This is a genomic window from Aminobacter sp. P4_H6_2, from assembly GCF_056400805.1.
In genome coordinates, this window is the sequence record NZ_JBFUKO010000250.1 from 1 (window position 1) to 7,545 (window position 7,545).

The window sequence follows — 7,545 nt, forward strand, 5'->3', positions numbered from 1 at the left end:
GGCCTACAAGGTCGTGCGTGGTGAGCTGGAAGCCTATGGCCATGGGCTGACCGACAAGATCGAGATCGTGGCACTCTCCCAGGTCGACACGCTCGACCCGGATGAGCGCAAGAAGAAGGTAGCGTCGCTGAAGCGCGCGGCGGGACGTGCGCCGATCCTGCTTTCAGCCGTCACCCGAGAGGGCGTCGAAGAGACGTTGCGCGCGCTGATGAGCGTGGTCGAGGAAGCGCGGCAAGCGAGCGGTGACGTGGCGCCCTCCGACGCGCGCTGGACGAAGTAGGCTGCCTGCGATGACGATCCCTTCGCTGAAGAACTACAAGCGGATTACCGTCAAGATCGGCTCGGCGCTTCTGGTCGATCGAACCACCGGGTTGAAGCGCGAATGGCTGGCGTCGATGGCCGACGACATTGCGACGCTGGCTGAGGCCGGCGCCGACGTGCTGGTCGTCTCGTCGGGTGCGATTGCGCTCGGCCGCACCATCCTTGGCCTCGGCAAGCGCGCGCTGAAGCTAGAAGAAAGCCAGGCGGCGGCCGCCGTCGGCCAGATCGCGCTTTCGGGCGCATGGGCGGAAGAACTCGGTCGCAAGGGGCTGAAGTCTGGCCAGATCCTGGTGACGCTTGGCGACACCGAGGAGCGCCGGCGCTATCTCAATGCGCGCGCTACCATCTCGACGCTGCTCAAGATGAACGCCGTGCCCGTCATCAACGAAAACGACACTGTGGCGACGAGCGAAATCCGCTACGGCGACAATGATCGCCTGGCGGCGCGTGTTGCAACAATGATGGGCTCGGACCTGCTGGTCCTGCTGTCCGATATCGACGGGCTCTACACGGCGCCACCGGCGCGCGACCCTGACGCGAAGTTCATCCCCGTCGTCGACCGCATCACGCCCGACATCGAGGCGATGGCAGGGGCTGCGGCGTCCGAGCTGTCGCGTGGCGGCATGCGCACCAAGCTCGATGCTGGCAAGATCGCCACTGCGGCGGGAACGGCGATGATCATCACCGCCGGCACGCGGCTGTCGCCGCTAATGGCCATCGAGCGCGGTGAGCGCGCCACCTATTTCCGGCCGAGCGGCAACCCGGTGAAGGGCTACAAGACCTGGATCGCTGGCCAATTGGAACCGGCGGGCCGGTTGACTGTCGATGCCGGTGCTGTTGGCGCGCTGCTCTCGGGCAAGTCGTTGCTGCCAGCCGGCGTGAAGCTTGTCAGCGGCAATTTCTCGCGCGGCGATACGGTGGCGATCCTGTCGCCCGAGGGTCGCGAGATCGCGCGCGGACTGGTTGCCTATGACGCTGCGGATGCCGTAAGGATCGCTGGGCTGAAAACGACTGAGATCGAGACCGTTCTCGGCTATGAGGCGCGTTCGGCGATGATCCATCGCGACGACCTCGTCGTCAGCCACACGGACAAGGTTGCGGTGCAAGCGGAAGGGTAGGACATGCTGAAGGCGCATGAGAAGTCCCACGAGGATACAGCGTCCCTGATGGCCGAAATCGGCCGCAAGGCTCGTGCCGCCGCCCGTCCACTCGCCATCGCTTCCGCCGAACGCAAGCATGCCGCGCTGATCGGCATGGCCGAAGCCATCCTGCGCCGCCAGGATGAAATCCTCGACGCCAACGCCATCGACGTGAAGAACGGCGAGGAAGCCGGGCTGAGTGGTTCGTTCATGGATCGCCTCAAGCTGACGGCTGGCCGCATCCGCGACATGGYCGACGGTATCAGGGCGATTGCCGAACTGAGGGATCCCGTCGGTGAAGTGATTGCCGAATGGGACCGGCCCAACGGCCTGCATATCGAGCGCGTGCGTACGCCGCTTGGCGTCATTGGCGTGATCTATGAAAGCCGCCCGAACGTGACGGCGGATGCGGGTGCGCTCTGCCTCAAGGCCGGCAATCCGGTGATCCTGCGTGGCGGTTCGGACTCGCTCAATTCATCGCTGGCGATCCATGCCTGCCTGGTCGAAGGGCTGAAGTCGGCCAACCTGCCCGAGGACGCGATCCAGCTGGTGCCGGTGGCCGACCGTGCCGCCGTGGGCGAGATGCTGAAGGGCCTGTCGGGAAATCTCGACGTCATCATCCCGCGCGGCGGCCGTAGCCTGGTCGAGCGCGTGCAGAACGATGCGCGGGTGCCGGTCTTCGCCCACCTGGAAGGTATCTGCCATCTCTACATCGACAAGTCGGCCAAGCCAGACATGGCGGTGGACATTGCCGTCAACGCCAAGATGCGGCGCACCGGTATCTGCGGTGCTGCCGAGACCCTGCTGGTCGACCGCGCGGTGGCTTCCACTCACCTGGTGCCGGTGCTCGAAGCGCTGCGCCAGGCGGGTTGCGAGATCCATGCCGACGAAGACGTGCTCTCTGCCTTCACGGATGCCAAGCGCGCGACCGACACCGACTGGGTGACCGAATATCTCGACGCCATCATTTCGGTGAAGCTTGTCGACGGTGTTGCAGGGGCTATCGAGCATATCGAGACGTTTTCCTCGCACCACACCGAGGCGATCGTCGCCGAGGATGCCAAGGCCGTCGAACGCTTCTTCAACGAGATCGATTCGGCGATCCTGCTGCACAATGCCTCGACGCAGTTCGCCGATGGCGGCGAGTTCGGTATGGGTGCCGAGATCGGCATCGCCACCGGCAAGATGCATGCGCGCGGGCCGGTCGGTGTCGAGCAACTGACGTCGTTCAAGTACCGCGTGCGCGGTTCCGGGCAGGTGCGGAGCTAGCTTGCGGCGGCAAACAATCGTGCTACATTGTGCACATGAGCACACAATCCGAGACCGTTACTGTTCGTCTCGATAGCGAGACGAAATCGAGGCTTGAGGAGCTGGCGCTGCTCACGCGGCGTACGAAATCGTTCCTCGCTGGCGAGGCCATTGCCGACTATGTCGAGCGTGAACTAGCAATCATTGCCGGCATTCAACGTGGGCTCGATGATGTGAAGGCGGGGCGGACAGTGCCGCATGAGGTGGCACGAAAGCGGATMATGGACACCCTTGCACTTGCACGCAAGCAATGATGCGTGGCATCGAATGGTCGGAAGATGCACTCGCTGATTTCGAATCTGTCATCGCCTACATAAATCGCGATAATCCTGTAGCCGCTTCCAAAATTGCCGATCGAATTCTTGCAACCATCGACAATCTGGCTGAATTTCCAACGGGTCATCAGGGCCGAATGACCGGCACCTACGAGAAACTCGCGCAAAAAACGCCTTTCATCATCGCCTATTCGATGTCGGATTTGACCGTCTACATCCTGCGCATCATTCACGGCAGCAGGGACTGGCCGGATGGCGAGTGGCCGACCGAATGAGTTCCCACGATATTCCGTCTCAATACCTGCGCATGCCGCATGCGATGAAGGGCATGCAGATCGGGCTATTTGGCGGGTCGTTCAACCCACCGCATGCCGGCCATGGCCTTGTCGCTGAAATCGCCATGCGCAGGCTTCAGCTCGATCAGCTGTGGTGGATCGTCACCCCTGGCAATCCGCTGAAAAGCACGCGCGAGCTGGCGCCGCTCGCCAAGCGCATCGAGCTGTCGGAGGCAATCGCCGAGGACCCACGCATCAAGGTGACGGCCTTCGAGGCGACCCACAATGTGCGCTACACCGCCGACACGCTGGCCTTGATCAAGGCGCGTAATCCCGGCGTTGATTTCGTCTGGATCATGGGGGCCGACAATCTGCGCGACTTCCACCACTGGCAGCGCTGGCGGCAGATCGTCATGACTTTCCCCATCGCCGTCATCGACCGTCCGGGGGCGACGCTGTCGTTCTTGTCGTCGGTCGTCGCCAAGACTTTCGACTACGCACGCGTCGATGAGGGCGATGCGTCGCGCCTGGCGCGGATGAAGGCACCGGCATGGACCTTCATCCACGGACCGCGCTCGCTGCTGTCGTCGACGGCATTGCGAAACGGCACGGCCAAGTAATAGAGCGCGGACCAATCTACATTCGGACGTAGTGGCAGCTGATCATCGCGCAGTTGCCAAACGCCTAGTCTTTCGCTTCCATGAAGCGGATTCGGTTGCCGAACGGGTCGGTCACCTGCATCTCCGTTACCCACTCTTCATGGGTAAGACCGGGTTTGAGATAGCGATAATCCTTGGCCGCAAGCTCCTTGTGGAAGGCTTCCACGCCGCGCATGGTGACGACCATGTTGCCGCCAGGGCTGGCGTCGCCCGAATGCTCGCTCAGATGCAGCTTGAGCCCGCCACGCGACACCTGCGTGTAGAGCGGAAAATTGTCGCCGAAGCGATGCTCCCAATCGACCTTGAAGCCAAGAAAGCCGCGATAGAACTCGTGCGCCTTGGCGACATCGAAAATGCGCACGATCGGCACAGCCTGTTCGAAGGCGATGCCGCGATCGTCGGAGGCAGTGTCGTCTCCGATCTTGGCCGACAGGATATTCCAGGTGCCGAGTCCGAATTGCCGGGCGACGATCTCCAGCGCCTCGCTGTGGCTGACAGCCAGCTCCTTTTCAGCCAGCACTTCGCGCATGGCCTTCGCCATCGCCTTTGCATCACGATAGGTTCGCATGGTCTTCCAATCCCCAGCTTCTGGCGAGAAAACCCATCAGTGCCCGCATTGCCGATGCTCTCACCATCTCTTGGGATCAGGTGACGTGAAGCGTCCGACGTGTTCGCCAAACCCCTGTGCGGGGCCCGGGCTGCCGGCCACATCCAGCCGTCCGTCAAGCTAACAACGGGGTTGTCGTAGGGTCAAGGGCGGCAATTTCCCCGGTTCAAACCAGAACAAAACAGAGACGCTTCTGGCCTTTCTGCCCCGAATCACTACATTCGGGGCAGATGTCAGACTTTCCGGACGACATGCCCTTTTTTGACGAGCCCGGCGCAATGCCGTCCCGGCCCGCTGGCACGCCTGCGCCCAGCGGTATCGCTGCGCGTGCCATGGCCGCACGTAAGCCACCGGCCGCGCCTGACTATCTCAAGGGCTTGAACCCCGAGCAGCGCCTCGCCGTCGAAACCACCGAGGGGCCGGTTCTGGTGCTTGCCGGTGCCGGCACCGGCAAGACGCGCGTGCTCACCACCCGTATCGCCCATATCCTGAGCCAGGGCCGCGCCTACCCCAGCCAGATCCTCGCAGTGACCTTCACCAACAAGGCGGCGCGCGAGATGAAGCAACGTATCGGCCTGCTTGTCGGCGAAGCCGTCGAGGGCATGCCGTGGCTCGGAACCTTCCACTCCATCGGCGTCAAGATGCTGCGCCGCCATGCCGAGCTTGCCGGCCTGCGCTCCGACTTCACCATTTTGGACACCGACGACGTCATCCGTCTGATCAAGCAGCTGATCCAGGCCGAAGGCCTCGACGACAAGCGCTGGCCGGCGCGCCAGTTCGCGATGATGATCGACGGCTGGAAGAACAAGGGCCTGGGCCCTGCCGAAATCCCCGAGGGCGACGCCCGCGCTTTTGCCAACGGCAAGGGCCGCGAGCTCTACAAGGCCTATCAGGACAGGCTCAAGACGTTGAACGCCTGCGACTTCGGCGACCTTTTGTGCCACCCGATCCGCATCTTCCGCGCCTATCCGGATGTGCTCAAGGAATACCACAAGCGCTTCAAATACATCCTCGTCGACGAGTACCAGGACACCAACACCGCTCAGTACATGTGGCTGCGCCTGCTCGCCCAGGAAACCGGCGCGCCGGGCCAGAAGAATGTCTGCTGCGTCGGCGACGACGACCAGTCGATCTATGGCTGGCGTGGGGCCGAGGTCGACAACATCCTGCGCTTCGACAAGGATTTTCCAGGCGCCGTCGTCATCCGGCTGGAACGCAACTACCGCTCCACCGCCCATATACTGGGTGCCGCCTCCCATCTCATCGCCCATAATGAGGGCCGCTTCGGCAAGACGCTGTTCACCGATCGCAACGACCCCGAAGACGGCAAGGTCAATGTGCATGCGGCCTGGGACTCCGAGGAGGAAGCCCGCGCCGTCGGCGAGACCATCGAACAGCTTCAGCGCCAAAAGCACAATCTCAACGACATGGCGATCCTGGTCCGCGCCTCGTTCCAGATGCGCGAGTTCGAGGACCGCTTCGTAACCCTTGGGCTCAATTACCGCGTCGTCGGCGGCCCGCGCTTTTACGAGCGCCAGGAAATCCGCGACGCCATGGCCTATTTCCGGGTCGTTGCCCAAGGTGCCGACGACCTTGCCTTCGAGCGCATCGTTAACATACCCAAGCGTGGCCTTGGCGAAGCCGCCATCCGCCAGGTCCACGACACGTCCCGCGCGCTCGGCGTGCCGATGCTTGAAGCAGCCCGCAACCTCGCCGAAAGCGACGAGCTGAAGCCCAAGCCGCGCGCGGCACTGCGCGAGGTCGCAGCCAATTTCGAGCGCTGGCAAAAGGCCCTCGACAACACACCGCACACCGAACTCGCCGAGACCATTCTCGAAGAGAGCGGCTACACCGACATGTGGAAGAACGACCGCTCGGCCGAAGCGCCGGGCCGGCTCGAGAACCTGAAAGAACTCATACGCTCGATGGAGGAGTACGAGTCGTTGCGCTCGTTCCTGGAGCATGTCGCGCTCGTCATGGACGCCGACAAGAATGAGGACCTCGACGCCGTCAACATCATGACTCTGCACTCGGCCAAGGGCCTGGAATTCGAGTCCGTCTTCCTGCCCGGCTGGGAGGAGGGCCTGTTTCCGCATCAGCGCGCGCTCGACGAGGGCGGCCGCTCGGGTCTGGAGGAAGAGCGCCGCCTGGCTTATGTCGGGCTCACCCGCGCCAAGAAGAACCTGCATCTGTGGTTCGTCTCCAACCGCCGCATCCACGGCCTATGGCAGTCGACGATCCCCTCGCGCTTCCTCGACGAGCTGCCCGAGGCCCATGTCGAGGTCGCCGATGCCGGCAATTCCTATGGCGGCTACGGTTCGGGCGGCGGCCGCCAGAACCCCTATGGCGCATCGCGATTCGACAGTGTCGGCGAAAAATCCTTCTCCAACACCTACGCCACGCCGGGTTGGCAGCGCGCGCAGCAAAACCGCACCGAGGCCACCGACCGCAACTGGGGCTCGCGCTCCGGCCATTCGGTCGAGCGCATCGGCTATGGCGAGACAGATTCAGGCTTTGGTGCTGGTCGCGGCTCGGTCAAGGGCCGCATGATCGAGGGCGAGCTGGTGGCGAAGTCCGTCGCGACCGAACCCTCGCGCTTCAATGTCGGCGACCGGGTGTTCCACCAGAAATTCGGCAACGGCAACATTTCGGCCGTCGACGGCAACAAGCTGACCATCGACTTCGACAAGGCCGGTCAGAAGAAAGTTTTGGACGGGTTCGTGAACGCTGTGTGAGGAAGCGCCCTATCTCTTCCTTTTGGGAGGGAGATAGGCACGGCACCTTCATCCTTCCACATATCTATGCGGGATCGAGTTGATGAGCCGCTTGTAGGGCATGCCCTCCTCTGCCGCACGCGCCTTGAGGCGTGCGAGATCGCGCTGCGGAATTGAAATCCGTTGCCGCTTGCCATCAAGCAAGCCCTTGGCCGCCTCGCGCCAGAAAGCGCGGCGAGCCTCGACA

The 7,545-nt window shown here is 62.9% G+C and carries 7 protein-coding genes and 1 pseudogene; 7 read left to right on the plus strand and 1 reads right to left on the minus strand.

All coding sequences use genetic code 11. The annotated features are described in order from the left end of the window. The 6 genes and pseudogenes from obgE to AC1DUU_RS17780 all read left to right on the plus strand — a co-directional run. Nucleotides 1-280 (plus strand): annotated as a pseudogene (obgE, locus tag AC1DUU_RS17755) (GTPase ObgE); the annotation flags it as partial. Between the two features lie 16 nt (nt 281-296). After that, nucleotides 297-1,439 (plus strand): glutamate 5-kinase, encoded by a 1,143-nt coding sequence (gene proB, locus AC1DUU_RS17760; RefSeq protein ID WP_476784729.1) that lies wholly within the window; start codon nt 297-299, stop codon nt 1,437-1,439. Nucleotides 1,440-1,442: 3 nt separating this feature from the next. Further along, a complete protein-coding gene (locus tag AC1DUU_RS17765; RefSeq protein ID WP_476784724.1) occupies nt 1,443-2,729 on the plus strand; it encodes a glutamate-5-semialdehyde dehydrogenase in 1,287 nt (428 codons plus the stop codon). A gap of 35 nt (nt 2,730-2,764) precedes the next feature. Beyond that, nucleotides 2,765-3,022, plus strand: a complete 258-nt coding sequence (locus AC1DUU_RS17770; RefSeq protein WP_476784725.1) for a CopG family ribbon-helix-helix protein — start codon at nt 2,765-2,767, stop codon at nt 3,020-3,022. Then, nucleotides 3,019-3,318 (plus strand): type II toxin-antitoxin system RelE/ParE family toxin, encoded by a 300-nt coding sequence (locus AC1DUU_RS17775; RefSeq protein ID WP_476784726.1) that lies wholly within the window; start codon nt 3,019-3,021, stop codon nt 3,316-3,318. The genes AC1DUU_RS17770 and AC1DUU_RS17775 overlap by 4 nt, the downstream gene beginning before the upstream one ends. 32 nt (nt 3,319-3,350) lie before the next feature. After that, entirely contained in the window at nt 3,351-3,938 is a 588-nt protein-coding gene (locus AC1DUU_RS17780; RefSeq protein WP_476784730.1) for a nicotinate-nucleotide adenylyltransferase, read from the plus strand. Between the two features lie 64 nt (nt 3,939-4,002). Here AC1DUU_RS17780 and AC1DUU_RS17785 read toward each other — a convergent pair whose 3' ends face one another. After that, nucleotides 4,003-4,545, minus strand: a complete 543-nt coding sequence (locus AC1DUU_RS17785) for a glyoxalase superfamily protein (protein ID WP_476784727.1) — start codon at nt 4,543-4,545, stop codon at nt 4,003-4,005. Nucleotides 4,546-4,814: 269 nt separating this feature from the next. Here AC1DUU_RS17785 and AC1DUU_RS17790 point away from each other — a divergent pair, with 269 nt between their 5' ends. After that, nucleotides 4,815-7,319 (plus strand): ATP-dependent helicase, encoded by a 2,505-nt coding sequence (locus tag AC1DUU_RS17790; protein WP_476784728.1) that lies wholly within the window; start codon nt 4,815-4,817, stop codon nt 7,317-7,319. Nucleotides 7,320-7,545: the final 226 nt, after the last annotated feature.

Coding starts and splice junctions, on each gene's coding strand:
- AC1DUU_RS17785 (WP_476784727.1), bottom strand. CDS start 4,545: ATGCGAACCTATCGTGATGCAAAGGCGATGGCGAAGGCCATGCGCGAA.
- AC1DUU_RS17775 (WP_476784726.1), top strand. CDS start 3,019: ATGATGCGTGGCATCGAATGGTCGGAAGATGCACTCGCTGATTTCGAA.
- AC1DUU_RS17790 (WP_476784728.1), top strand. CDS start 4,815: ATGTCAGACTTTCCGGACGACATGCCCTTTTTTGACGAGCCCGGCGCA.
- AC1DUU_RS17780 (WP_476784730.1), top strand. CDS start 3,351: ATGCCGCATGCGATGAAGGGCATGCAGATCGGGCTATTTGGCGGGTCG.